18 protein-coding genes are annotated in these 23227 nt (G+C 71.7%); 11 read left to right on the top strand and 7 right to left on the bottom strand.

Features of this window, described 5'->3' with window-relative positions:
* Window positions 1-34 precede the first annotated feature (34 nt).
* Together AB0I21_RS46375 and AB0I21_RS46370 are read right to left on the bottom strand one after the other, a co-directional pair.
* Window positions 35-1252 (bottom strand): heparin lyase I family protein, encoded by a 1218-nt coding sequence (locus AB0I21_RS46375; protein ID WP_360570683.1) that lies wholly within the window; start codon window positions 1250-1252, stop codon window positions 35-37.
* 48 nt (window positions 1253-1300) lie between these two features.
* Window positions 1301-2620, bottom strand: a complete 1320-nt coding sequence (locus tag AB0I21_RS46370; protein ID WP_360570681.1) for a discoidin domain-containing protein — start codon at window positions 2618-2620, stop codon at window positions 1301-1303.
* A 217-nt stretch (window positions 2621-2837) separates the two neighbouring features.
* Here AB0I21_RS46370 and AB0I21_RS46365 point away from each other — a divergent pair, with 217 nt between their 5' ends.
* Window positions 2838-3146 (top strand): alkaline phosphatase D family protein, encoded by a 309-nt coding sequence (locus AB0I21_RS46365; protein ID WP_360570680.1) that lies wholly within the window; start codon window positions 2838-2840, stop codon window positions 3144-3146.
* Window positions 3147-3272: 126 nt separating this feature from the next.
* On the opposite strand, the gene AB0I21_RS46360 is transcribed toward AB0I21_RS46365, so the two are convergent.
* The 5 genes from AB0I21_RS46360 to AB0I21_RS46340 form a co-directional block, all read right to left on the bottom strand.
* Window positions 3273-4163 carry an NAD(P)-binding domain-containing protein gene (locus AB0I21_RS46360; RefSeq protein ID WP_360570678.1) on the bottom strand — a complete coding sequence of 297 codons (891 nt, stop codon included), beginning with the start codon at window positions 4161-4163 and terminating at the stop codon, window positions 3273-3275.
* Window positions 4164-6077: 1914 nt separating this feature from the next.
* Complete coding sequence (locus tag AB0I21_RS46355) at window positions 6078-7472, bottom strand: sugar porter family MFS transporter (protein ID WP_360570676.1); 1395 nt, start codon at window positions 7470-7472, stop codon at window positions 6078-6080.
* 194 nt (window positions 7473-7666) lie between these two features.
* Window positions 7667-8884, bottom strand: a complete 1218-nt coding sequence (locus tag AB0I21_RS46350) for an alanine racemase (protein ID WP_360570674.1) — start codon at window positions 8882-8884, stop codon at window positions 7667-7669.
* Complete coding sequence (locus tag AB0I21_RS46345; RefSeq protein ID WP_360570672.1) at window positions 8874-10460, bottom strand: D-aminoacylase; 1587 nt, start codon at window positions 10458-10460, stop codon at window positions 8874-8876. Before AB0I21_RS46345 ends, AB0I21_RS46350 begins: the two co-directional genes overlap by 11 nt.
* Window positions 10461-10471: 11 nt before the next feature.
* Window positions 10472-11236 carry an IclR family transcriptional regulator gene (locus tag AB0I21_RS46340; protein WP_360570670.1) on the bottom strand — a complete coding sequence of 255 codons (765 nt, stop codon included), beginning with the start codon at window positions 11234-11236 and terminating at the stop codon, window positions 10472-10474.
* A 148-nt stretch (window positions 11237-11384) separates the two neighbouring features.
* Here AB0I21_RS46340 and AB0I21_RS46335 point away from each other — a divergent pair, with 148 nt between their 5' ends.
* From AB0I21_RS46335 to AB0I21_RS46290, 10 genes are all read left to right on the top strand, one after another.
* A complete protein-coding gene (locus AB0I21_RS46335) occupies window positions 11385-12878 on the top strand; it encodes a M81 family metallopeptidase (protein ID WP_360570668.1) in 1494 nt (497 codons plus the stop codon).
* A gap of 9 nt (window positions 12879-12887) precedes the next feature.
* Window positions 12888-13346 carry a RidA family protein gene (locus AB0I21_RS46330; protein ID WP_360570666.1) on the top strand — a complete coding sequence of 153 codons (459 nt, stop codon included), beginning with the start codon at window positions 12888-12890 and terminating at the stop codon, window positions 13344-13346.
* A gap of 177 nt (window positions 13347-13523) precedes the next feature.
* Window positions 13524-14717 carry a sugar ABC transporter substrate-binding protein gene (locus AB0I21_RS46325; RefSeq protein ID WP_360570664.1) on the top strand — a complete coding sequence of 398 codons (1194 nt, stop codon included), beginning with the start codon at window positions 13524-13526 and terminating at the stop codon, window positions 14715-14717.
* A 12-nt stretch (window positions 14718-14729) separates the two neighbouring features.
* A complete protein-coding gene (locus AB0I21_RS46320) occupies window positions 14730-16616 on the top strand; it encodes an ATP-binding cassette domain-containing protein (protein ID WP_360570662.1) in 1887 nt (628 codons plus the stop codon).
* Complete coding sequence (locus tag AB0I21_RS46315; RefSeq protein WP_360570660.1) at window positions 16613-17395, top strand: SDR family NAD(P)-dependent oxidoreductase; 783 nt, start codon at window positions 16613-16615, stop codon at window positions 17393-17395. The genes AB0I21_RS46320 and AB0I21_RS46315 overlap by 4 nt, the downstream gene beginning before the upstream one ends.
* Window positions 17396-17458: 63 nt before the next feature.
* Window positions 17459-18745 carry an aspartate aminotransferase family protein gene (locus AB0I21_RS46310; protein ID WP_360570658.1) on the top strand — a complete coding sequence of 429 codons (1287 nt, stop codon included), beginning with the start codon at window positions 17459-17461 and terminating at the stop codon, window positions 18743-18745.
* A 3-nt stretch (window positions 18746-18748) separates the two neighbouring features.
* On the top strand, window positions 18749-19957 hold the full coding sequence (locus AB0I21_RS46305; RefSeq protein WP_360570657.1) for an enolase C-terminal domain-like protein: 1209 nt from the start codon (window positions 18749-18751) through the stop codon (window positions 19955-19957).
* On the top strand, window positions 19957-20718 hold the full coding sequence (locus AB0I21_RS46300; protein WP_360570655.1) for an SDR family oxidoreductase: 762 nt from the start codon (window positions 19957-19959) through the stop codon (window positions 20716-20718). Before AB0I21_RS46305 ends, AB0I21_RS46300 begins: the two co-directional genes overlap by 1 nt.
* Window positions 20715-22196 (top strand): M81 family metallopeptidase, encoded by a 1482-nt coding sequence (locus tag AB0I21_RS46295; protein ID WP_360570653.1) that lies wholly within the window; start codon window positions 20715-20717, stop codon window positions 22194-22196. Before AB0I21_RS46300 ends, AB0I21_RS46295 begins: the two co-directional genes overlap by 4 nt.
* Window positions 22193-23227 (top strand): hypothetical protein, encoded by a 1035-nt coding sequence (locus tag AB0I21_RS46290; protein ID WP_360570651.1) that lies wholly within the window; start codon window positions 22193-22195, stop codon window positions 23225-23227. The genes AB0I21_RS46295 and AB0I21_RS46290 overlap by 4 nt, the downstream gene beginning before the upstream one ends.

Genomic DNA, 23227 nt, shown 5'->3' with positions numbered 1-23227 from the left:
GGCGGCGGGCCTCACCCGCCGCCGGCCCGCCGCGTCACTGGCTGAGCGCGGTCGCCTCGGTGATGCTGGCCCAGCCGTTGCCCTCGGCGTTGTTCCACCACGCGTACTTCACGTAGCGGGCCTGCCGGGCCGGGAACGTGGTGACCTCGGGCTGCAACGTCTTGCCGCTGCTGCGGCCCTCCCACGCCTTCACGTAGGTCACGTTGTCGACCGACGTGTAGATCGTGTAGTCGTTCCACCGCACGTCACCACGATGCCACGCCACCCCGGCACCACAGATGCTCCGCTGAGCACCCAGATCGACCGTCAGGAACGCCCCGAAACCGGAACCCGACCAGCGCGTCGTCAGGTTGCCGTCGACCGCGTTCTGCGGCGGGTTGATGGCCTCATAGGTGCTGGCCGACACCCCCGCCACCGGCTGCGCGCGGTTGCAGGGGCCACCGCCGGAGCGGGCCGGGTCGACGTCGGCGAACGTGGCGCGCTGGTCGCCGAGGCGCAGCGCGTCGTAGTACATGGTCCGCTGCGTGGTGTCCGACGGGTTCGTGCTGCCGGGTTTCCAGTCCCACTTGTAGATGCCGAACTTGAAGTACGGCGAGCCCTGCGAGTCGGCGTGCGTGCGGCCCTGGAAGCCGAACTTGTACACGCCGTTGCGCCACACCTCCAGCAGCCCGCCTCCGTCGGTGCGCCAGACGACGTGGAACACCCAGTCGGTCCAGGTGCCCGTGCTGTAGGCGTCGAGGTCCACTTTCTGCGAGCGCAGCGGCATGTCGAGCATCCACCGGCCCTTCTCGGTCATCAGCGCCAGCGGCGGGGAGCCGCCGCCGCACCGGGTCGCGTCGCACTGGTGCCACTGGCTGACGATCTCCGCCGATCGGTCGTACACCCACGAGGTGGGCAGGTAGATGCTGAACCCGTACCACCGCTCGGCGTTGGCCGGCTGGCTGTCGGGCTGGGTCAGCTCGGAGCGTTTACCGTTGGAGACGATCGCGTCGTCCTTCTTGAGGTCGAACTTGGCGGCGTATCCGCCGTCGCGCTTCACGTCGCTGACGATCTGGATCGAATCGGTGCGGGCGGCCTGCTTGATCCAGCCGGGCGGGGGCACAGTGCGGTCGGCCGGATCCTCGAAGTTGAGCGTCTCGAACACGCCGGCCGGGTCGGCCTGGGCCGGGGTCGCGGGCGACACCAGCGCCAGTCCGGCCGTGGCCAGACCGCACGCCAGCAGCGCCAGCAGCGGCCGCCATCGTGATGTCATCGGGGGTACCTCCTCTGTGGGTGTTCGCTGTCGAAGGTGTCGGGCGGCTCAGTGGCAGGCGACCGGGCCACCCTGATCGCGCGTGGTGCCGTCGATGTCGACGAACCGCCACGCGTAGTCGTTCGTGCCGAGTTCGAGGCGCAGGACGCCGTGGGTGCCGGCGATGCGCCGCTCGCTGTTGGCGACGGTGGTGCCGAACGGGCGCAGGCCCGCGCCGCCGGTGCCGACGACGAACTCGCGGATGCCGGCCGGGGACGCGACGCCGTCGGGGCGCTGCGGCGCGAACCGCTCGTAGTCGTGGTCGTGGCCGTTGAGGACCAGGTCGGCGCCGGCGGCGTACAGCGCGTCCCAGAACGGCTTCACGTTGGGGAAGTTGCCGTGGCCGCTGCCGGAGCTGAACTTCGGCCGGTGCCAGTAGGCGGCGACGCATGGCTTGGTGGTCGCGGCCAGGTCGGCCCGCAGCCAGGCCAGCTGGGCGCCGCCCTCGTTGCGGTCGTACTCGGAGTTGAGCGACACGATGTGCCAGTTGCCGAGGTCGAAGCTGTACCAGCTGGCTCCCTGGGGCTTCGCCGCCGGACCGAAGTAGCGGAAGTAGCCGTCGGCGCCGGTGACCTCGTACTCGTGGTTGCCGGGCGTGGGGTGGAACCGTCCCTTCAACGGCCCCCACGTCTTGTCGAAGTACCGCAGGAAGTCCTCGTAGGTGTCGTTGCCGTTCTGCTGGTCGCCCAGCCCGAGGATGCGCGCCGGGTCGATCTGCCCGGTCAGCGCCGCCGTACGGGCGGTCGGGCAGTCGGCGGCCACGCACGTCTGCGAGATGTCACCGACCGCCACGACGGTCTGCGTGCCGCCCGTGGCGTCGACACCGAGGACCGCGGCCTCGCTGATGCTGGCCCACAGGTGCTGCTCGGCGTTCTGCCAGAAGGCGATCCGGACGAAGCGCGCCTCGTGCGGGGTGAACGCGTAGGTCTCCATCGCCCGCGTGGTGCCGGTGCTGCGGCCCGCGTTGACGTTGCGGAATGTCGTGCCGTCCGCGGACGTGTAGACGGTGTAGTCGTTCCAGCGCTCGTCACCGCGGAACCACGCCACCTGCACCGCGCACAGGGTGGCCCGGGCGGGCAGTTCGAGCTGGAGGTAGGCGCCGAAGCCGTAGCCGGACCAGCGGGTGTCCGGATTCCCGTCGACGGCGTGGGCGGGTGGGTTGATGTCCTCGTACGTGCTGGCGCTGACCACCGACGGCGTCTGCCGCGTGCCGCAGCCGGCCAGGGCCGATCCGGCGAGCGGATCGGCCGGCGGCCGGGCCCGTGCGGGAGCCGCGGCCGCGAGCACCACGACGATCGTGAACAGGACGAACAGGGGTCGACGGAGCATGGTGCCTCCTGCACGGCGGAGTCGACCGCCCCCGCGACACCGCGCGGGCGAGCGGTCACCGACAGGATCAGGATCGAGGTGCTCCGATCCGGGCACATGAGTAAAGGACACTCAAATGACCGACTTGGCACGACCCGCCGTGGACGATCGGGCCCGGCGGGCCGGCATCGACGGCCCATGAGTCGGTCACTGTCCGCGTTCGGTGGCATCTGGATGGGTGCGTGTCATTGCGCTGCGGGTCATCTCCTCGCGCACCGTCGGGGTCGAGTTCCTCGGCACGTCGATCACCTCCGGCGGCGACGGGTCCGACCTGGACACGCGTGGCACCGAGTGGCTCGCCAGCAACCCGCACATGAAGTTCTACAACGCACGCCGCGGATACGTGCGCTGCCTGCTCACCCACGACCAGATGCGCACCGACTACCGGATCGTGCCGTTCGTGACCCAGTCGGGGGCGCCGGTCTCCACCCGGGCCAGCTTCGTGGTGGAGAACGGGCGGCCGGGCGCCCAGGCGGACACGGCCTGACGGACCCGGACCCCGGCGCGGCCCGGAAGCCGCGCGGCGCCGGGGTCCCGACCGGGCGGGCGCTCCTGCACCGTGTCGGATCCGCACTTGGGACCCGCAGCGGGGAAAGTGGAGACGGCGGCAATCCTATTCGCCGTGCAGACCCGGTTCGCCTGCTTGTCCTCGTCCTGGCTCGTTGCGGAACCTGGGAAGGGCTGTGGCGTGGGAGGTCAGATCTACGAAAACGGGCGGCGGAGAAGTGGCTTCCGTAGCGGCCCAGAGACGGCGACGCCCGGCCGCCGAGATCGGCAGGTTGTCTTCTCCGCCGGCAGCCAGCAGCACATCGAAGTCGACGGCAGAGTCGCGAAGGGCACGCGGATTGTCGCGATCCAACGCACGTTTCACCACCGCCGCCATCGGACCGCGGGCCAGCAGATCGAGCGTGGTCTGGTACGAAGCACCCAGAACATCAGCCAGGTCGAGGGCTTCACGCAGCCCCGCCTCGGCAGCCATGACGACCACATTGGTGATGAGTTTGTAAGCCACGCCTGATCCGAGCGGCCCGACACGAACGACCTGCCCAAAAGCGTCCAGGATCGGCTCGGCCAAGGCCGTCGCATCGTCGGAGCCCGCCAGCAGCACGGTCAGCGCGGCTTCCGAGGCGTACCGCACGCCACCGATGAGCGGAGCGTCGACGAGGTGAACGCCTGCCGGCATCTGCGATGCGAGCGACTGCAGCATGGCCGGAGTCGTGGTCGACAGGACGGCCAAGGCTGCTCCGGGTCGCATTCCGGCGAGAATGCCACCCTCCCCCAGATGTGCCCCCGGTATGTCGGCGGACATCACGGCACTGATCACCACATCAGCATCACGGGCTGCTGCCGCCGGGCTGTCAGCTCCGACAGCTCCCAGCGCCGTCATCGCATCGATCCGCCCCGGCACGACGTCGAAGACACTCACCCGGTGGTTGGCGCGCAACAGATGGGGAACCATGCGAGAACCCATGTCCCCAAGGCCCACGAAACCGACAGCGACCATGGCATTCCTCCTCGTGCGGAGCGCTCGGCACCTGGCGCTACAGCGCCCTGATGATTCGGAACGCGTACCCGCCGCACCGCCGCCGATGTACCGGAGCACACCGATTCACCACAAAGATCGCCTGGGCACCCTTCGCGCTGCACCAACCAACGTCCAGCGCAACTTGTCCACAACAACTCGAAGTAAACGACACCGGGATCACACGACACTAGGGTGCCTGGCATGCTCGATGATCTCGACACGGTGGACTGGTCGGCGCTGACCCACCGCGACGGGCTCGGCGGACGATGTTCCCGAATTGCTGCGCGACCTCGCCGCCGGCGACGACCCCGCCCTGCTCGACCTCCTCTCCACCATCGTCGACTTCGAGGAGATCGTGTACGAGGCTGCGGCGTTCGCCGTGCCGTTTCTCGTGCGGATCGCGGATGCGCCCGACGCCGACGCCCCAGGCGTTCTGCGCCTGTTGTCGCTGATCGCCGGCGGAGGATCCTTCGCGGACCGCTACGGGCATTACGGGGTCCCACGCTCGCAGCGGGACACGGCCGAGGCGAGGGCGCGAAGGGAGACCGAGCGATCGTGGGTCGCCGCCGCCCACGCGGCCGTCGCCGAAGCGCTACCCACCTACACGCGACTGCTGGCCGACCATCCGGACGCGAAAGCGCGTGCCGCCGCAGCCCGGATCATCGGTCTCGCGAGACGTGACGCGCACAAGACGGGCGCGGCGAGCCTCGACCGCGGCACGACCGAGGCCCTGTGGCACGCCGCCAGATCCGACGACGAGGTCGTTCGGGCTACCGCGATCTTCGCGCTCGGTACCGTCGGTGAAACTGTCGAGGAATGCCTGAGCGACTCGGAGGCCGTGCCCAGGCTGGTCGCGGCCGTCGTCGTCGCTGCGGCCGCGTCACCGGCGGACGGCCGGGAGGCGCCGACCGAGGCCCTGGTGAAGCTCATCGAGGTCGATGCCGCCGCATCCATCGAGACATTCCCCGAGGTGCCGATGGGCAGGTACCGGGAGGAAACGCTGATCTGGGTGGTCAACCGCCTGGACGCCCACTGGAAGCTGCAGGTGGACCTGCTCACGGCGTGGTTGCGGCACCCCGACGACGCGGTCCGCGGATTCGCCGCTCATGCGGCCGTCATACCGATGCAGACGTGGCGTCCGGCGGCCGCCCGGCTGGTTCCAGAACTGGGCCGCGCGCTGTCCGATCCGTGCGACGAAGTGCGCAAGTGGGCCAGGTCGTACCTGCACTGTGCCGGACGCGCCGCCGCCGCTGTTGCCGACGAGCTGTGGACAACCGTCGAACACGAGACGTGGCCGTTGACCGCGCTCAGCCGCCTCCAGGACCCGCGCGCCGACGCCCACATCGCGCGGCGCCTGTCCGCCGCGCCAGGCGACGGCGAGCCTCTGCACATCGGCGGGCTGCTCGAGGCCATCGGCGTTCTCGGACCCTGGGCGGTCGCCACCCGCGACGTGATCGTCGACGCGATCGAGCGCGTCGAGCCGGGCGACGTCCGCAGCGAGCTGATCATCGCGGCCGGGCGGGTGGCCGCGCCGGTCGACAAGCTGCTGCCGGTGCTTCGTCGTCAGGCCTCGTCGCACCCTCACGCGACCAGCCTGCTCGTCGGCGACCTCGGTCCCGCGGCCCGCGAAGCGTTGCCCGAGCTGACCGCGCTGCGGGAACATCCGGATGCCGTTGTCCGGGTCAACGCCGCCCGCGCGATCTGGCGGATCACCGGCGACCTCGACGGCCTGCTGGTGGCACTGCGCGCCGGCCTCGACATGCACCGGGCGTTGGAGGTGCTCGCCGAGGTCGGGCCGGCGGGCAGCGAGTTGGCGCCGCTCCTGCCGCCGATGTTCGACGCGGATGACGAGTGGCATGCCCTGTGGGCCGCCGTCGCCTACTGGCGCCGGCGTCAGGAGACCGCCCCGGCGCGGCGGCGCAGGGTCCGTTCGATGTCCTCCAGGCTGCGGCCCTTGGTCTCCGGCAGGTTGCGGAACAGGTACAGGATGCCCAGCACGCCGAAGAAGGCGTAGAGCCAGAACAGCCCGGTGGCGCTCAGCGCACCGATCGCCGTGAGCACGGTCAGCGAGATGAGGAAGTCGAGGGTCCAGTGGGTGACGGTGCCGACGCCGGCCGCCTTGCCGCGCACTGCGGTCGGGAAGATCTCGCTGTTGATGAGCCAGATGCCGAGGCCGAGGCTCCCGGCGAACGCGGCAATGTACACGCACAGCACGGCCACCAGGACGGCCCCGGTGATGCCGGTCTGGCTCGGGAGCAAGTACAGGATGCCGAGCACGACCAGGCTGACCACGACGATCGCGGTGCCGCCGAGCAGCAGCGGGCGCCGGCCGACCCGGTCGATGACGAGCAGCGCCACGATCGTGACGAGCATGTTGACCAGCCCGATACCGACGGTGGACAGCAGCGCCGCGGCGTCACCGAACCCGGCCCGGGTGAGCAGGGTCGGTGTGTAGTAGATGATCGCGTTGACGCCGACGAGCTGGTTCGTCGCGGCGACGGCGACGCCGAGCAACACGGCCGGACGCAGCTGGCGGCCGAACACATCGCGGATCGACATGTCGCGCTCCGCCGCGCTGATCTCGCGGATCTCGGCCAGTTCCTCGTCGGCCTCGCGCGGTCGGCGGGAGCGCAGCATGACGGCCCGTGCCTCGTCGTCGCGGCCCCGCGACAGCAGCCAGCGCGGGCTCTCGGCCAGGCCGAGCAGGCCGAGCAGCATCACCGCGGCCGGTACGACGGCAAGCCCGAGCATCCAGCGCCAGCCCTGGTCCACCCCGGAGAACGCGAAGCCGACGAGGTACGACACGAAGATGCCGACGGTGATCATCAGCTGCTGCAGCGACACCAGGCGCCCGCGCGCCTGCCGGGGTGCCATCTCGGCGATGTACGTGGGCACCACCAGCGACGACGTGCCGATCGCCAGGCCGAGCACGAACCGGGCGGCGATGAGTACCCCCGGGTTCGGGGTGAACGCCGACGCGAGCGCACCGATGCAGAACACGGAGGCGGAGACGATGAGCAGTCGCCGCCGGCCGAAGCGGTCGACGAGCGGCCCGCCGCCGAGCACGCCGCCGATCGCGCCGAGCAACAGCGCGGCGACGACCACCTCCTGCAGCGTGCTCGACAGGCCGAACGCCGCCGTGAGGTACAGCAGGGCGGCGGAGATGACGCCGGTGTCGTACCCGAACAGAAAGCCACCCAGCGCGGCGACGAGTGCCGGACCGAGGACCGACCAACGCACGGTGACGGTGGCGCTACGAGGGCTCTCCGCTGCGGGGTAGCTGGCCATGTCGGCGCACCTCCTGCGTGGTCCGGAGGACAGCCCTACCCCGTTGCGACACGTTCACTCCCTGGTGATGCGATCCGCGCGTCGGTCGATGGCGTGAGAGCCAGGCCGGCGGTGTACCGGATGTGCATGTCAAGTTGTGGCCCTGGTGGTTCGGGTTCGATTCCCGACGATCGCCCCGACGCCGTCCGGCCACGTCAGAAGTAGGTCCGGCCGACCTCGACGACGGTGTGGTCGTCGTCGACGACCGGGATCGCCCGCCATTTGTCGAAGGTCGTGCACGGGTGGGAGATGCCGAAGCCGATGACGTCACCGACCGCGAGCCCGCTGTCCGCGGGGATCGACAGGTAGGCATGCTGGTCGTTGACGGCTGTGACGGTGATCGCCGGGGCCGTCGTGGTGCCGGTGGCGGTGTTGTGGAGCAGTCGCGCGATGGGGAGGCCGGCGTCGGCCGAGGCGTCGCGCTTGCCCAGCCCGGCGATCGCCAGGGTCGGCTCCGGGCGGGACAGGACCGGCGCCCAGATCTGCAGCGCGTCCCGGAGCTGATACGGCGCGCGCGGCCGGGCGCCGAACGGGGAAAGTTCGTGGCAGACGCCCGCGTCGTGGGTGGCGTAGCAACCACTGCGGAGCACGATGGTGTACGGCATGCCGTCCAGCGCAGGCTTGAGCACCGCGACGGCCCGGTCGAAGTAGGCGCTGCCGCCGACGGTGACGATGGGCTCGGGCACCGACGCCAGCCGTTCGTCGTGGACGGTCCGGGCCACCGCGGCGACGCGGTGCAGCAGATGGTCGACCCGGGCGAGCGTGTCGGCGAGGTCTGGGCCGTCGATGATGCCCTCGAACGCGGCGACGCCGGCGAGGTCGAGCGGCCCCGCGGCGACGGCGCGGGCGAGCGCGATCGCCTCGGTGTCGCCGCGGATGCCCGTGCGTCCGCCGGGGACGCCGAGCTCGACGAGCACCCTCAGCCGGTCGCGGTTGTCGGGTGCGATGCCGCGCACGAGTGCGTCGAGGGCGGCGGGGGAGTCGACGAAGGCGTGGAGCTCGAGGTACGGGCGGCGCAGGAGGTCGTCGAGGAGCCGCAGCGAGCCGGGGTCGACGACCTGGTTGGCGAGCAGGATGCGCCGGGCGCCCATGGCGGCGAGCGCGGTGGCCTGCCAGGCGGTGGCGGCGGTCATCGCCCATGCGCCGTCACCGAGCTGGCGGCGGACGATGGGCTCGAACATGGTGGTCTTGCCGTGCGGGGCCAGCGTGACGCCGTGCTCGCGGCAGAAGCGGCGCATCGTGGCGAGGTTGTGTTCCAGGGCCTTGCGCAGCACCACCGCGGCGGGCAACGGGAACGCGTCGGTGAAGAGGTTGCGGCCGATCGGGTCGCCGTCCGGCAGACCTTTTTCGACAACAGTGGTTTCAGCGACCATGGCGCAGCACCCGGCCGGGACGGGCGCCGGTGACGGCGCCGTCGCGCACGACGAACCGGCCGTTGACGATGGTGTGCAGGACGCCGGCCGGCGCCTGCCGCGGCTGGGCGAAGGTGGCCCGGTCGGCGACGGTGGCCGGGTCGAACACCACGAGGTCCGCGGCGTGGCCCAGCGCGACCCGGCCGCGGCCGGTCAGGTGGAGCCGGTCGGCCGGTGCGGAGGTCATCTTGCGCACGGCCTCGCCGAGGCCGAGCACGGGCCGGTCGCGGACATAGCGGCCGAGCACGCGGGGGAACGTGCCGAACGCGCGGGGATGTGGCCGGTCGGGCTGCTCGCGCAGCGGCTGGGCGTTGCCGTCGGAGCCGACGATGGCCAGCGGGTGGGCGAGGAACCGGGTCATGTCGGCCTCCGTGCGGTAGTGCAGGACGACCTGGACGGCGCTGCCCAGCTCGGCGCACAGGTCGAGCAGGACCTCCTCCGGCGCCTGGTCCCACCGCGCGGCGATGTCCTGCACGGAGCGGCCGGGCAGGTCGTCGCGGTGTCCGGCGGCGGTGACCACGATGCGGTCCCAGTGCCACGGGATGCCGCCGAAGAATCCGGTGCGGATGTCGGCCAGTGCGCGCTCCCGCCAGGCGGGTTCACGGTGGTGTCCGCGCAGTTCGGCCGGGCCGCCGGCCTGGGTCCACTCCGGGAGGTACTGCACCATCGCAGAGGAGGACGCGTCGTACGGATACACGTCGAAGGCGACGTCGAGCCCGGCGGCGGCGGCCGCGTCGAAGCGCTCCAGCGCACGGTCGGCGTGCCCCCATCGGGCCGGGTCGTTGAGCGCGAGGTGCGAGAACTGCAGCCGGCCGCCGGCCCGCCGGGTCGTGTCGATGGCCTCGTCGATCGCGTCGAGCTCGCCGCCGGCGACCGCGCGCGCGTGGGTGGCGTAGAGGGCGTCGTGCCGCGCGCAGACCTCGATCAGGGCACCGATCTCGGCGGCGTCGCCGAGCGCCGAGGGCGTGTGGGTGAGTCCGGTGGAGAGGCCGAACGCACCCGCCGCGAGGGCCTCGTCGAGCAGGCGCGCCATGTCGGCGATCTCGGCGGGGGTCGCCGGCCGGTAGGGGTTGCGCATCGCCGCGATGCGCAGCGCGCTGTGCCCCGTCAGCATGGCCACGTTGAGCGCGGGATGGGCGGCGGACATGGCCCGGGCATACGAGTCGTAGCCGTCCCAGCGGATCGGCGTGGGTGCGTCGCCGAGGCGGGCAAGGTGGTCGGTCAGGTCGTCGTGCCGCTCGGGGTGGACCGGGAAGGCGGAGTAGCCGCAGTTGCCGACGACCTCGGTGGTGACGCCTTGCAGCGCTTTGCTGTCGCCGCCGGGGTCGTGCAGGAGGCTGACGTCGGAGTGGGTGTGGATGTCGACGAAACCCGGGGCTAGCGCGAGTCCGTCCAGGTCGAGCACGGAGCCGGCGTCGATGCCGGGTCCGGGCGGTGTGACGGCGACGATGCGGCCGCCGGCGATCCCGACGTCGCGGCGCAGGGGTGGCGCACCCGTGCCGTCGAACACGTCGGCGTTGCGCAGGAAGAGATCCATGGTGGGCATGCTCAGCCGAGCGCTGCGCCGAGCTCGCGGCACACCTCGACGAGGCGCCGGCCGACCACGCCGACCTTGTCGTCGTCCATCCGCGCGGTGGGCGCGGAGATGCTGATCGAGGCGACCGGTCGCCCGGCGCTGTCCAGGATCGCGGCGGCGACACAGCGCGAGCCGACCTCATTCTCCTCGTCGTCGAGCGCGTAGCCGTCGCGCCGGTACCGCGCGAGCTGCGTCAGGAGGTCCTCGACCGACATGGTGGTGTTCGGGGTGAGCGGCTTCCAGGTGCCCTCGTCGAGCTGGGCGAGCGCCTGCCGCTCGGGCAGGACGGCCAGGATGGACTTGCCGAGCGCGGTGGAGTGCAGGTTGTCGCGCAAGGCGATCTGCACGGTACTGCGCAGCCGCTGCGCGCTTTCGATCGTGTCGAGGTAGACGACGGCGCCATGGCTGACGACGCCGAGGTTCACCGTCTCGCCGAACTCGTCGTTGAGTCGCTGCATCGCCGGGCGTGCGTGGCGGACCAGGTCGGTGGAGTTGCGCGCGGCGCGGCTGAGCCCGTAGAGCGCCGGCCCGAGCGAGTACTCCCGGCGGGCCTCGTCGCGCACCACGTAGCCGCGCTGGTCGAGGGTCTTGAGGATGCGGTACGCCGCGGGCTTCGTCACGCCGGTGTGCTGGCACAGCTGCACAACGGTGCAGGGGGCGTCACTGGCGAGCCGGTCGAGGATCTCGAGGGCCTTGACCAGGACGCCGACCTCGTCGGATTTGCGTTCGTTCGGCACAGCGGCGCTCCGTCTCCGGGGATCTGTTCCGCAATCAGGACGGAGTGTACGGATGGCGGAACGGTCCTGCCACCCGCCGAGCGGTCCTCGATGATCCACCGTTCGGTCCGCAATGCGGGACGGGATTTCGGTTATCGTACCGACGGAGGTGAGGATCTTGCGGATCGGCCTCGGAGGGATCTGGCAGGAAACAAACACGTTCGTGCCCGAACCAACAACATTGGCGGATTTCCGCCGGTATCAGCTTTTCGAAGGTGCCGAGCTGCTCGCGCAGCTGCACGGCACCGGCACTGAGCTGGGTGGGGCGATCGAGGCCGTCGAACGGCACCGGGCCCGCCCGGTCGGGCTGCTCTTCGGCGCCGCGCTGCCCTCCGGCACCGTCGAGCGCGGCGCATACGAGACGATGCTGCGGATCCTGCTCGAGCGGGCCCGCGCGGCGGCACCCCTGGATGCTCTGGTGCTCTCGCTGCACGGCGCGATGGTCGTCGACGGGCACCCGGATCCGGAGGCCGAGCTCGTCGGCGCACTGCGCACGGTGCTCGGCCCGGTGCCGATCGGCGTCACGCTGGACTACCACGCCAACGTCGGCGCGGACCTGCCGCGGCTGGCCGACTTCCTGGTCGGGTACCGCACCTACCCGCACACCGACATGGCCGAGCGCGGCGCGGAGGCGACCGATCTCATCATGCGCGCGCTGCGCCTGGGCCGCCGCCCCGACCGGCAACTGGTCAAGCTGCCGCTGCTCAGCGTGCCGCCGGCGCAGGAGGACGCCGCGGAGCCGATGCGCGGCGTCATGGCGGCGGTCACGGAGCTCTGCGCCGCGCCCGGCGTCTGGACGGCCAGCGCGCTGCCCGGGTTCGCCTACGCGCAGAGCGACCGGCTCGGCTTCAGCGTCTACGTCGCGGCCGACGACCACGCCGCGGCCCGGGCCCGGGAACTCGCCGCCCACGTGTGGGACCACCGTGCCGCGTTCACCGCGCGGCTGGAGTCCCCGGAGAAGGCCGCCGCCGTGGCGCTTCGTGGACCCGGCCCCACCGTGCTGGTCGACGTGGCGGACAACGTCGGCGGCGGCTCACCCGGCGACGGCACCGCGCTGCTGCACGCCCTCGCCGCCGCGCACGTCACCGGCGCCGTGGCGGTGCTGTGGGACCCGGCCGCGGTGGACGCCATCCACGCCGTGGACGCGGGCGAGCTGGCCCTGCCGATCGGTGGGCGCAGTGATCCGCTGATGGGTGAGCCGTATCGGGCGGCCGGCCCGGTGCGCCGCTACGGTGCCGTGTCGTACGTGCGCACCGGCTCGTACATGCGCGGACAGCGCGTCGAGATGGGCCGCGTCGCGGTGCTGCTGGACCGGATCGGCGCCCTGGTGCTGACCGAGCACCGGGTGGTGCCCTTCGATGACGACCATCTGCGGGCGCTGGACCTCGCGCCCCAGCGGGCCCGGGCGATCGTGGCCAAGGGCGCGATCGCGTGGAAGGCCGCGTTCGCCGGCTACGCGGCGCAGACCGTCTACGTCCGCACGCCCGGCTACTGCCCCGCCGACCTGGGCCAGCTCAGCTATCACACCCGTCCGGCGCCGCTGTATCCGCTGGAGCGCGACCGCGCCTGGGAAGCCACCGTGACCGCGGCACTGTCCACATAGGAGGTCTTCATGAGCCCTGACGAGCGGCTCGCGGCCGTCGAACCGCGCCCCTGCCCCCCGGCGGCGCCGCCGCCGTGGTTCCGCCCGGTGGCGGTGGTGGACGGGTTGGCCTTCGTCTCCGGGCAGGTCCCGTTCGGCGCCGACGGCACCCTGGTCGCGACCGGCCGGCTCGGCGCCGAGGTGGACGAGGCCACCGGTGCCGCATGCGCCAGGCAGTGCGCCGTCAACCTGCTCGCCGCGCTGGACCGCGCCTTCGGTGGCCTGTCCGGGGTCCGGCTGGTGCGGCTCACCGTTTACGTTGCCGCGACCGGGGCGTTCACCCGGCATCCCGCGGTGGCCGACGGCGCTTCCGAGCTGCTGGCCGAGGTGCTCGGGCCGGACGGCGCGCACGCCCGCTCGGCGATCGGCGTGGCGAGCCTCCCGCTCGGCTGCCCGGTGGAGATCGAGGCGGTCGCCCGCGTCGGCTGACCTACCCGAGTCGACGTGGGTAGGTCAGCCGGGGTTGAGTCCGCAATGCGGACCGGGGCGCTGTTTCGATGCAGGTCAGAGACCATGCGGCCATTGACAGATCGATGGCAGCGTCCCACCCTATTCCGTATAGCAGACTCGTAGTCCGCATAGCGGAATCGACTATGGGGAGTGGCAATGCGTGAGAATCCGTTCGGCCGGGCGCGCATGGACCGGCGTGACCTTCTGAGACTCAGCGTGTTCGCCGGAGCCGGACTTGCTCTCGGCGTGCCGCTGTCCGCGTGTTCCGTGGACAGCGGATCGACCAGCGACAGCGGCGCCAGCGGCGGCACCAAGCCTGTCGGCAACGGCCTGACCACCAAACAGACCCTGGCGCCGTTCGCGTTCGGCGGCGCCGCCGGCACGAAACCCGGCATTCCCAAGCGGATCGCCTGGGCCAACACCTCCGACGCCGAGTTCTTCCTCCAGATCACCCGCGCCATCGAGCAGGCCGCCAAGGAACGCGGCCTGGAGTTCGTGACCGCGATCGCCAACGACGACTCGGCGAAGAACGTCGAGCAGATCGAGACGTTCCTGCAGCGCGGCATCGGTGCGCTGTGCATCCAGCCGCTGGACGCCAACGCCCAGGCGCCGCTGATGAAGCGCGCGATCGAGGCCGGCGCGGCGGTGCTGTCCCTGGTGACGCCGCCGAGCACCTCGCAGGCTGTCGCCGACCAGTACAAGGTCGGCAACGCCCAGGGCATGGCGGCGGCGAAGTACATCACCGAGAAGCTCGGCGGCAAGGCGAAGGTCGTCTACTTCAACACCGACACCATCGAGGTGCTCAAGGAGCGTCACCGGGGTGTGCTGGAGGGCTTGAAGACCGCCGGTGCCGGCGCCGAGATCGTCTCCGACATCCAGCCGTCCGCCATCACCCAGGACGGCGGCTTCAAGGCGATGAACACCATCCTGCAGCAGCATCCGGACGTCAACGTGATCCTCGGCGGCGACACCTACTGCCTCGGTGCGCTGTCCGCGCTCGCAGCCGCCGGCAAGGCCAAGCCGGACATGTACCTGTCCGGCATCGACGGCGACGAGCAGGCGCTCGCCGAGATCCGCAAGGGCGGTGCCTACAAGGCCAGCTTCGCCTTCGCCTACCCGCTCATGGGGTACGCGTGGGGGCAGTTCGCCGCAGACTGGCTGGACGGCAAGCCGATCCCGCAGGTCATGCAGTTCAACGCGATCGAGCTCAACTCCGGCACCGCGATCGACAAGTACCAGGCCGACATGAAAGCCGTCGCCGAGACGTGGAAGAACGCCAGCACGTACTTCACGATGCTGGGCTCGATCCGCTACCAGGAGCGCGACCAGTTCATCAACTACGCCGCCTGAAAGGGCCGAACGTTGTCGTCTACCTCGCTTCGCAGCCGCCGGCTCGACTTCCGTTCGGGCCGGCCCACGCGGTACCTCTCACCGGGCGAGTCGAGCCGCCGCCTCGGGCTCGGCCTGCTCTGCGTCGTGCTCGTGGCCTACTTCGGCATCTCGTACGACAACTTCTTCACCGTCTCCAACGGACTGACGATCCTGATGAACGTCAGCTCGATCGCGATCGCCGCGATCGGTGCGATGTTCCTGCTCGTGTCCGGCAATGTCGACCTGTCGATCGGCGGGCAGTACGCGCTGATCTCGGTGGTCACCGCGCTGTTCGCGCGGGACACCGGCAACGCGGCGATCGCGGTCGTCGCAGGGTTGGTCAGCGGCCTGCTGCTGGGCCTGATCAACGGGATCCTCGTGCGGTACATGAAGATCTCACCGCTCATCGTGACGCTGGGCACGATGGCGGTGTTCAAGGGCATGGCCTACCTGGTCGGCAGCGGAAAGTCCGTCTTCGGGTTCAGCGAGGCGTTCATCTTCCTCGGCCGTGCCCGGATCAACACGGTCCCGCTACCGGTCATCATCGCCGCGGTGCTGTTCGTCATCGGAGGCTTCTGGCTGCTGCGGACCCGCACCGGGCTGCGCCTGTTCGCGATCGGCGGCAACGCGCAGGCCGCGCGGCTCAACGGCGTCAACGTCGACTGGATCGTCGTGCGTCTCTACGTGGTCAACGGCCTGCTCATGGGGGTGGTCGCGGTGCTCACCACGGCCCGGCTCGGCAGCGGCACGCCACAGATCGGCACGTCCTTCGAGCTCGACGTCCTCACCGCGGTGATCCTCGGCGGAGTCGGCTTCGCCGGCGGCAGCGGCCACCCGGCCGGGGTGTTCGCCGGTGTCGCCACCATCGGCATCCTGGGCTCCGGCCTCATCTTCGCCGGGCTCGAGGACTGGTGGCAGCAGATCAGCAAGGGCCTGGTGCTGCTGCTGGCCCTCGGCGCCGACCAGATCGCGGAGCACCGCCGGGCCCGCAAGGCCCGCCAGGACGCCCCCGACCCGGTCGACACCGGCGGGGCGGCCGACGCCGGACCACCGGGCGCCGCGGCCGACGAATACGGCCTGGGCATTGAGCGGACCAGATCGCCCGGCGCGGTGGTCCTCGCGGCATCCGGGCTGTCCCGCCGGTTCGGCTCGGTCTTCGCGCTGCGCAACGGCACCTTCTCGGTGCGCTCGGGCGAGGTCGTCTGCATCGTCGGCGACAACGGCGCCGGCAAGTCCACCCTCATCAAGCTCATCTCCGGGGTCTACAAACCCGACTCCGGCCGGATCGAGATGGCCGGGTCCACAGTGGACTTCAACGGCCCCGCCGACGCGCGGCACAGCGGCATCGAAACCGTGCACCAGGACCTCGCGGTCTGCCCCAACCTCGGCATCGCGCACAACCTGATCCTCGGCGACGAACCGGTCCGGCGGATGTTCGGCTTCATCCCGGTCCGCGACGACGCCGCCGCCGTGGCCCGGGCCAGGACCCGGCTGGCGTCGCTCGGTATCACGCTCACCGACATGAATCGCTCGGTCGGGCGGCTCTCCGGCGGCCAGCGGCAGTCGGTCTCCATCGCGCGCGCCATGAAGGAGGACGTCAAACTGGTCATCCTGGACGAGCCGACCGCCGCGCTCGGCGTCACCCAGACCCGCAACGTGCTGCGGATCGCCCGGCAGGCCGCGGAGAACGGCGCCGGCGTCATCCTCATCAGCCACGACATCCGTACCGTGTTCGCCGTCGCCGACCGGATCGTGGTCCTGCGCCTGGGCGAGGTCGTGTACGACGGCGCGGTCGCCGCGATCACCCACACCCGGTTGCTGCACCTCATGGCCGGGCTCGAAGACGTCGACACCCCCGTTGAGGAGACCGCCCGATGACCGACAGGACCCTTGCCGACTTCGACCTCACCGGGCGGCGCGCCCTGGTCACCGGCGGCGGCGACGGCCTGGGCCGGCAGATGACCGAGGCGCTGCTGGACGCCGGCGCGGCCGTGGTGATCTGCGGGCGACGCCCCGAGCCGCTGGAGCGCACCGCCGCCGAACTCGCCGACCGCGGCGACGTCACCGCGGTGCGTGCCGACGTGACCGTACCGTCCGATGTGGACTCGCTCGTCACGGCCGCCGGGGACGTCGACATCCTCGTCAACAACGCCGGCCTCGCGCACCGCGCGCCCTGGCCGCAGGTGGAGTCGGCCGAGTGGCGGCGCATCATGACGCTCAACGTCGAGTCGCCGTTCTGGCTGTTCCAGCGCCTGGTGCCGGGCATGGTCGACCGCGGCTGGGGGCGGGTCGTCAACGTCGCGTCGATCTACGGCATCGTCGCCGGGGATCCCGGGCGGTACCCGGGCATCGGCCTCGACATCGCCTCGTACTTCGCCAGCAAGCACGCGCTGATCGGGCTCACCAAGTTTCTCGCCGTCCAGGTCGCCAGCACCGGGGTGACCGTCAACGCGCTGTGTCCCGGCATGTTCCCGAGCCCCGCCAACGACGACGCGTTGCAGCCCGAGGTGATCGCCGCGCTCAACGCCGGCACACCGATGGGCCGGCTCGGCGGCGACCGGGAACTGCGCTCGGCGCTGCTGTTCCTGACGGCACCCGCGTCCTCGTTCGTCACCGGCCAGAGCGTGGTGGTCGACGGCGGATGGACCTCCTGGTGAAGTGAGCCGGTTGCCCCGCCGCATCTAGATCATCTCCCGGCAGCACTGTGACAGGAGCAGCACATGCAGTTCGAGACCTCCCGCACGCTGATCTCCGGCGCCGCCGCGTCGGTGGCCGGCGGGGTCAACAGCGCCTTCCGGGTGGGGATGCGCCCCCATCCGCTGGTGTTCACCGCCGCTGACGGGCCCTTCCTCACCGACGTCGACGGCAACCGGCTCCTCGACTACTTTCTCGGCATGGGCCCGATGCTGCTGGGCCACCGCCCACCGGCGGTCGTCGAGGCCGCGCACGCGCAGCTCGACCGAAGCATCCTCGTCGCCGGGCAGACCCAGGCCGAGTTCCGGGCCGCCGAACTGCTGGTGCGGCTGGTGCCCTCCGCCGAACTGGTCCGCTTCTCGGTCTCCGGCAGCGAGGCCGTCCACGCCGCCCTGCGGGTCGCGCGCGCCGCCACCGGGCGCTCGACCGTGCTCAAGTTCGAAGGCCACTATCACGGCTGGTTCGACAATGTCCTGTGGAGCGTCGCACCCGACCCGGCAGACGCGGGGCCGGCCGGGGCCCCGACACCGGTCGCCGGGTCAGCCGGCCAGGCACCCCCCACGGACATCGTCGTGCTCGGCTGGAACGACGCCGGAGCGGTCCGGGACAGGCTCGCCACCCGCGACGTGGCCGCCGTCATCATGGAACCGGTGATGTTCAACAACGCCGGCATCCTGCCGCTGCCCGGCTACCTCGAGGCCGTCCGGCAGGCCTGCGACGAGACCGGCACGGTCCTCATCTTCGACGAGGTCATCACCGGCTTCCGGGTCGCCCCCGGCGGCGCGCAGCAGCAGTTCGGCGTCATGCCCGACCTGACCGTCCTGGGCAAGGCCCTCGCCAACGGCTTCCCCGTCGCAGCCCTCGTCGGGCGCCGCGACCTGATGCAGCTGCTCGCCGACGGGCGCGTGCTGCAGGGCGGCACCTACAACACCCAGTCCGTGGCGATCGCCGCCACCGTCGCCGCCCTCACCGAGATCAGCACCGGCCGACCACACGAGCGGATCGCCGTCACCGGCGCGCGGTTGATGGACGGGCTGCGCAAGGAGTTCGCCGACGCCGGCGTCGACGCGCAGATCGTCGGCTACCCGGCCGTGTTCCAGGTCCGCTTCGGCGCGGTGCGCCCCGCCGACTACCGCGAAGCCCTGGCGGCCGACCGCGAAGGCTACCTGGACTTCGCGCACGCGCTGCTGGGCCAGGGGATTCGGGTGCTGCCGCGCGGCACCTGGTTTCTGTCCACCACCCACGAGGAGGACCACATCGACGCCACGCTCGAGGCCGTCCGCACCGTGCTGGCCGCACGGAAGGGAAGCTGACCGGTGAAGATCGTCGACATCCGGGCCACGCCGGTGACCGTGCCGCTGCGCCGCCCACTGCGCTGGTCGTTCGGGGTGGAGGTCGCCACCACCCGCACCATCGTCGAGCTCATCACCGACGAGGGCCTCGTCGGGCTCGGCGAGACCCGCGGCGGCGACGAGATCGTCCGGGCCCTGGAGCTCAACCGGGACCTGTTCATCGGCGTCGACCCGCACGAGGTGTGGCGGATCACCCGCCGGTTCAGCATCTTCCGGATGACCAGCGAGCAGCTCGCCCTCGTCGGCGCCGCGAAGCTGGCCGGCGCCGCGGTCGAGATGGCGTGCTGGGACCTGCTCGGCAAGGCGCTGGGCAAACGCTGCGGCGACCTCTGGGGCGGCATCGAGACCGAACGCGTCGAGTTCGCCGCCTACGTCTTCTACCGCTACGCCTCCATGACCGACGTCGGCGACGGCGACCGGCCCGAGAACGCCGCCGACCACGCCGAGGAGCTCTTCGACACATACGGGTTCCGCGACATCAAGTTCAAGAACGGTGTCCTGCCGCCCGAGCAGGAGATCGCCTCCGTCCGCATGATGCGCGAACGGCTCGACGGACGGCTGCGGTACCTGCGGATCGACCCCAACGCAGTCTGGTCCGTCGAGACGAGCATCCGGGTCCTCAACGAGCTCGCCGACTATGGCCTCGAGTTCTGCGAGGACCCGACCTGGGGCATCGAGGGCATGTCGCTGGTCCGGGAACGAACGCCGGTACCGCTGGCGACCAACATGTGCTGCGTGACGTTCGAGCAGATCCCTCTGGCGGTACGGGCCCGCGCCGTCGACGTCATCCTCGGCGACGTGCACTTCTGGGGCGGTCCCAGCTCCGTGCTGCAGCTGGCGAAGGTCTGCGAGACCTTCAACCTCGGGCTCAGCCTGCACAGCGACCGGGAACTCGGCATCTCCACCGCCGCCGTCCTGCATGTCGCCGCCGCCGAGACGATGGTCAGCCATGCCGTCGACACCCACCTGCTCGAACAGGCCGACGACGTCATCACCGAGCCGTTCACCTTCCACGATGGCACGCTGCAGGTGCCGGCCGGGCCCGGCCTCGGCGTCGAACTCGACCACGACAAGTTGCGCTTCTACGCCGAGGCGCACCGCCGCTCCGGCGAGGGCAGCGAGTTCGTGGACCCGGCCCGCTCCGGGTTCCGGGCGAAGTTCCCGAGGTACTGATGACGGGCCCGCTCACCGGCCGGGTCGTGCTGGTCACCGGCGCCGCCGGCGGGATCGGCCGGGCCATCGCGGCGAGGCTCGCCGCCGACGGCGCCCGCGTCGCCGTGCATCACCTGCCCGGCGACGCCGCCGAGGAGGCGACCGCCGCCGACCTCGCCGCGCGCCTCGGCGGGATTGCCGTGGCGGCCGACGTCCGCGACGCCACGCAGGTCGCCGGCATGGTGGACCAGGTCCGCGAGCGGCTCGGGCCGGTGTCGGGGCTGGTCTGCGCGGCCGCCGCCTCGGTCGCCGGGCGGGGCGACTGGCGGCAGCTCACCGCCGGCGACTGGGCCGACGTCCTCGCCGTCAACGTCACCGGCGCCTTCCTGTGCGTTCAGGCCGCCTACCCGGACCTCGTGGCCACCGGCAACGGCGCCATCGTCCTGTTCTCGTCGGTCACCCCGCTGCTGGGCCGCACCGGCAACCTGCACTACGTCACGTCCAAGGCGGCGATCATCGGGATGACCCGGTCGCTGGCCCGGGAGGCCGGCCCCGACGCCGTGCGGGTCAACGCGATCGCCCCCGGCGCCATCCGCACCCCGGCCGAGGCCGTCTACGGCACCGCCGAGGAGGTCGCCGACGCGATGTACGCCGTGCAGGCGCTGCGGCGGCGCGGCGAGCCCTCGGACGTGGCCGCGGTGACCAGCTTCCTGCTCGGCGCCGATGCCGGCTTCGTCACCGGCCAGCTGCTTGTCGTCGACGGCGGATGGGTGATGCCATGACCGCCGCCGCGAGACCGCGGATCGCGGTCGCCAGCATCGTGCAGGAGACCAACACCTTCTCCCCGCAACCATCCACACTGGACGACTACACGGCGCACGGGCTGTGGCTCGGCGCCGACGCCGCCGAACTGGCCGCCGGCACCAACACCGAGCTCGCCGGCGCGGTCGAGGCGCTGACCGCCGCCGGCGCCACCGCCGTGCCGCTGCTACGGGCGTGGGCGATGTCCGGCGGCGTGCTGCGCGCCGGTGCGTTCGAGCGGCTGCGGGACCTGCTCACCGGCGGGCTCGCCGCACAGCCGGTCGACGGTGTGCTGCTGTGCCTGCACGGCGCCCTCGTGGCCGAGTCCGACGTCGCCGCCGACGCAGCCTTCACCGAGGCCGCTCGCGCCGTCGTCGGCCCGGACGTGCCGATCGTGGTCACGCACGACCTGCACGCCAACGTGACCGGCCGGATCGTCGCCGCCGCCGCCGCGCTCATCGGCTACCACACCTACCCGCACGTCGACCAGGGCGACACCGGGCGCCGGGGCGCCGAGCTCGTCCTGCGGGCACTGCGCGAGCCCGTCGGCACCGTCCTGGCCAAGCGGCCCATGCTCGTACCGGCGGAGTCCCAGGCCCTCGCCGACCCGCCGATGCGCCGCCTGCGCACCCTGGCCGACGCGGGTGGCACCGGTATCCTCGACGTGTCGCTGTTCCCTGTCCAGCCCTGGCTCGACGTTCCCGACCTCGGCTTCGGCGTCACCGTCACCCACGCCGGCAGCGAGCGCGCCGCGGCCCTCGCGCATGCCGAGCACCTCGCCACGGCGGCCTGGGGCCACCGGGCCGCGTTCGCCGTCGACGCCGTGCCGCTGCCCGCGGCCATCGAGCGCGTCCGGGCGGCGCGGGGGACCGTGCTGCTCGTCCAGTCGGCCGATTCGCCGACCGCCGGGGCCACGGCGGACAGTGCTGCCGTGATCGGCGCGCTCCTCACGCACGGGCGCGGCATCCGCGCGTACGCCACCGTCGTCGACGCGCCCGCCGTCGCCCAATGCTTCGCCGCCGGCCAGGACGGCACCGTCGACACCCCCGTGGGGGCCACCCTGGACGACCGGTGGGACGGGCCGGTGCCGCTGCGGGGCACGGTGTCCCGGCTCGGCGCCGAACCCGTGGTCCTGACTGGCGACTCGATGACCGGCCTCACGATCTCGATGGGACGCTGGGCCACGGTGAACACCGGCACCGGCCTGACCGTGCTGCTCACCGAGCGGCCCGCGCCGACCTTCGACCCGGCCGGTTACCGGCACGCCGGCCTCGACCCGGCTGCCGCGCAGGCGGTCGTGGTCCGCTCGGCGACGATGTACCGGGCCGGCTTCCGGGGACTGTTCGTCGAAGCCATCCTCCTCGACCTGCCCGGGGCGAGCACGCCACGCCTGGACTACCTGACCTTCGAGCGGGCGCCGCGCCCGCTGTACCCGATCGACTTGGACGGCACCTCATGACGACGCTTCGACCGCTGCGGGTCGGTGACAACCGGGTTCCGGTGTACTACGCCGGTGGCCGCCGGATCAGCGCATTCCGGGGCGCCTCCGAAGTGGACGGTCCCGAGGACTGGGTCGGGTCGGTAAGCGCGCTGCCGGCGGCGATCCTGCCGGCGGGCGCGCCGGCCGGCACCGGCATCTCCGCGACCGAGGACGGCCCGCTGCGGCAGCTCATCGCCGCCGACCCGGCGGGCTGGCTGGGCCCCGGACCCGCCTTCCCCGAGGGCGAGACGGGCCTCCTGGTGAAGCTCCTCGACGCCGGTGAACGGCTGCCGGTGCACTGCCATCCGACCCGAGCCTTCGCCCGGGCCCGGCTCGGCAGCTTCTTCGGCAAGACCGAGGGCTGGATCGTGCTCGACGCCGAACCGGACGCGAAGGTGTGGCTCGGCCTGCGCGAGACCGCCACCGCCGGGCTCTGGCGCGACCTGGTCGACGCCCAGGACACGCACGGCATGCTCGCCCTGATGAACGAGCTGCCCGTCCGCGCGGGCCAGGTGCTCTACGTGCCGGCCGGCCTGCCGCACGCGATCGGCCCCGGCGTCTTCATCACCGAGCTGCAGGAGCCCACGTCGTTCTCGATCCTCGCCGACCACGACGCGTTCGGCGTCGGCGCGGACGCCGCGACGCTCGGCCTCGGCTGGGACCTGGCACTGTCCTGCTTCGATCTCGGCGGCTACGGCGACCGGCTCGACGCGCTGCTGCCGGCGCCGACGGTGCTGCGGCGCAGCGGGTCCGACCGGCTCAGCAGCCTCTTCGCGCCCGCCGCCGACGAGTTCTTCCGGGCCTGGCTGGTCGAGTGCGCCGGCACTGTGGCGCTGCCCGGCACCGGCTTCGCCGTCGTCGTCGTGACCGGCGGCACCGGCCAGCTCGAACACGGCGACGCGAGCCTGCCGATCAGCGCCGGGCAGACCTGGGTCGTACCGGCGGCGGCCGGGCACCTGCGGTTCAGCGGCGTGCTGACGGCGATCGTCTGCCTGCCACCGGAGCGCTGA

The sequence above is a fragment of the Dactylosporangium sp. NPDC050588 genome (genome assembly GCF_040654975.1).
Lineage (GTDB): Bacteria > Actinomycetota > Actinomycetes > Mycobacteriales > Micromonosporaceae > Dactylosporangium > Dactylosporangium maewongense.
Note: the sequence above shows the minus strand (reverse complement) of the source record. Positions and strands in the feature narration are given on the sequence as shown.

What these genes read in the sequence shown, in the direction of transcription:
- AB0I21_RS46315 (WP_360570660.1), top strand. Translation starts at nt 16,613, where the DNA reads ATGACCGACAGGACCCTTGCCGACTTCGACCTCACCGGGCGGCGCGCC.
- AB0I21_RS46345 (WP_360570672.1), bottom strand. Translation starts at nt 10,460, where the DNA reads ATGGATCTCTTCCTGCGCAACGCCGACGTGTTCGACGGCACGGGTGCG.
- AB0I21_RS46295 (WP_360570653.1), top strand. Translation starts at nt 20,715, where the DNA reads ATGACCGCCGCCGCGAGACCGCGGATCGCGGTCGCCAGCATCGTGCAG.
- AB0I21_RS46310 (WP_360570658.1), top strand. Translation starts at nt 17,459, where the DNA reads ATGCAGTTCGAGACCTCCCGCACGCTGATCTCCGGCGCCGCCGCGTCG.
- AB0I21_RS46300 (WP_360570655.1), top strand. Translation starts at nt 19,957, where the DNA reads ATGACGGGCCCGCTCACCGGCCGGGTCGTGCTGGTCACCGGCGCCGCC.
- AB0I21_RS46375 (WP_360570683.1), bottom strand. Translation starts at nt 1,252, where the DNA reads ATGACATCACGATGGCGGCCGCTGCTGGCGCTGCTGGCGTGCGGTCTG.
- AB0I21_RS46355 (WP_360570676.1), bottom strand. Translation starts at nt 7,472, where the DNA reads ATGGCCAGCTACCCCGCAGCGGAGAGCCCTCGTAGCGCCACCGTCACC.
- AB0I21_RS46370 (WP_360570681.1), bottom strand. Translation starts at nt 2,620, where the DNA reads ATGCTCCGTCGACCCCTGTTCGTCCTGTTCACGATCGTCGTGGTGCTC.
- AB0I21_RS46350 (WP_360570674.1), bottom strand. Translation starts at nt 8,884, where the DNA reads ATGGTCGCTGAAACCACTGTTGTCGAAAAAGGTCTGCCGGACGGCGAC.
- AB0I21_RS46330 (WP_360570666.1), top strand. Translation starts at nt 12,888, where the DNA reads ATGAGCCCTGACGAGCGGCTCGCGGCCGTCGAACCGCGCCCCTGCCCC.
- AB0I21_RS46325 (WP_360570664.1), top strand. Translation starts at nt 13,524, where the DNA reads ATGCGTGAGAATCCGTTCGGCCGGGCGCGCATGGACCGGCGTGACCTT.
- AB0I21_RS46360 (WP_360570678.1), bottom strand. Translation starts at nt 4,163, where the DNA reads ATGGTCGCTGTCGGTTTCGTGGGCCTTGGGGACATGGGTTCTCGCATG.
- AB0I21_RS46290 (WP_360570651.1), top strand. Translation starts at nt 22,193, where the DNA reads ATGACGACGCTTCGACCGCTGCGGGTCGGTGACAACCGGGTTCCGGTG.